The organism is Moorena sp. SIO3B2 (genome assembly GCF_010692525.1).
GTDB classification, from domain to species: Bacteria; Cyanobacteriota; Cyanobacteriia; order Cyanobacteriales; family Coleofasciculaceae; genus Moorena; species Moorena producens.
On the sequence record NZ_JAAHHE010000733.1, the window covers coordinates 1 to 2,023 of the forward strand.

3 protein-coding genes are annotated in these 2,023 nt (G+C 43.3%); all 3 read right to left on the reverse strand.

The window, feature by feature from the left end; all coding sequences use genetic code 11:
- Positions 1 to 30 precede the first annotated feature (30 nt).
- On the reverse strand, positions 31 to 366 hold the full coding sequence (locus F6K38_RS40405; protein WP_287248102.1) for a hypothetical protein: 336 nt from the start codon (positions 364 to 366) through the stop codon (positions 31 to 33).
- Positions 367 to 543: 177 nt separating this feature from the next.
- Entirely contained in the window at positions 544 to 1,299 is a 756-nt protein-coding gene (locus tag F6K38_RS40410; RefSeq protein WP_353737290.1) for a phosphoadenylyl-sulfate reductase, read from the reverse strand.
- Positions 1,300 to 1,760: 461 nt separating this feature from the next.
- Positions 1,761 to 2,023, reverse strand: a 263-nt coding sequence (locus tag F6K38_RS40415) for a squalene/phytoene synthase family protein (protein WP_287360484.1), incomplete at its 5' end; no start/stop codon positions are given.

The window sequence follows — 2,023 nt, forward strand, 5'->3', positions numbered from 1 at the left end:
CCCAGTGTTACGATTACAGCAATCAGTTTTTTAGATGAAATCTAGTTCAGGGTATCGATCCATGATCTCCGATACCTCTTCCCTTTCAGAAGTCTTCTGATTCAAGATTTCTTTGAAGAAACGAACATAAGTGCTATAGACTTGGGTCGAACCGTCCTCATGATCAACAATGAAGAAAGGGGCTGCTTCTACCCCGTGCTTTACAGCTAAATTTAGTCCCTCGCTAGATGGCTGACGCTCATCAGCAACGACAATCTGGTCTATGCGACCCATCAGTCCTTTTTTTTCAAGTTTTTCTACCACATTGACGCACTTGCGACAAAAATTACCGTCCTTGTTGATTTTTTTAACTAAAGTGATTTTCATTCTGTAGTATTCAATACTGAGTTGTTTTTCAAAAGCGTAATAAAGAAAATATCACAAGCCACTCCCCACTTCTACCTAAAAATTAGGATTTCAAGCGCAACTTATTGATTGTGCCGCAACGCTTAAGTACCTGAACTGAAATTTTTTACCTAGTCTGTTAATTTCCGTGAGGGTTGCTCAAACCCTTACTGTTTGTTGTTCCCTGTTCGTCATTACCTGTTCTGTAGTGTTGTGTAAGCCACACTCTTTTTCTTTCTGCCCTTCCCACCACCAGCGACCTTGCCGTTCATGCTGATTGGGAAGAGTTGGGCGGGTACATGGTTCGCAGCCAATGCTAACAAAACCTTTAGCATGCAATTGATTGTAAGGCACATCATTAGTGCGGATGTATTTCCACACCTGTTCAGAACTCCAGTTAGCTAGGGGGTTAAATTTAATCAGGGTTCGTTCTTGGGTCGAGAACGCCTGGTCTACCTGGACAACAGGGATATTAGCACGAGTACTAGGACTCTGATCCTTTCGCTGACCCGTAATCCAAGCATCCAGCTTAGCCAGTTGGCGACGCAACGGAGCCACTTTACGAATACCACAGCACTCTTTGTGACCATCCTGGTAGAAACTGAACAACCCCTTTTGTTTAACCAGTGCTTCCACTGCATCAGCGTCCGGTAAAATCACCTCTAGTGGAATTCCATAGTGTTGTCTGACTTTCTCAAGTAGTTGGTAAGTCTCGGAGTGCAAGCGACCCGTGTCGAGGGAGAACACTTTCACATCTGGCTTAATCTTGGATGCCATATCCACAAGAACCACATCCTCCGCACCACTGAAAGAGATAGCGATGTTGTCAAATTTGTCAAGAGCCAGTTTCAATATTTCCTGAGGACTTTTGTGGGCGTATTCGGATTCCAAATAAACAACATCCAGTTCAAACATGAACATCTCCTTACTATATGACAAAAGTGGTTGGACTTGCTGATTATACGACGTATCGATACCTTTATCCATCGTCAGCCTTCAGCTTTGAGCTAATGTAATCCAACCCTTCGGAAGTTCGACCATAGTTCAGAAATTATATATAGCGCTTCCACTGCTGAAGTACATCTGAGTTAATAGACTTATAGCGCTTTGCCACCTGCCCTAATTAGAAACCGCTATAATCGATGCAGCGCCGCCAAAGGGGAAAGCTTAAAGGGTTATAAATATATTCCTTTTCCCCTTCCCCCTTCTCCTTTTGAAATCCCAAGCATCTGTAGCACAATTAAATAGAATCGATAGTATTTTCCTTTTGTATCCCAGCTTTTTGCCGCCCATGGTCAACGGAAAAAAAAACCCATCGATATTTAGGATGGGGATTTTTTGACAGATTTTCCATTAAGGATTTGCCATAGCGCATGCTATAGAACTTGTGCCCTCAGCCAGGCTATGGGTAAGGATAACATCTTAGGGAGTTTGGGTACATAGGCTCTTTGGCTAAATACATCGTAATGATTGTGTTCAATCACATTGAGAATTTTCTGATAGAGCATCAACGCAGACCAAACCGGCCAACGGGCGTCACGGCTTAGGGCTCTAATACCTCTTTCTGCTTTGGTATAGTAATCCCTTGCCCGTTGAATTTGGAAACGCATCAGTTCCTGCCAACGGTCATCAACCACAC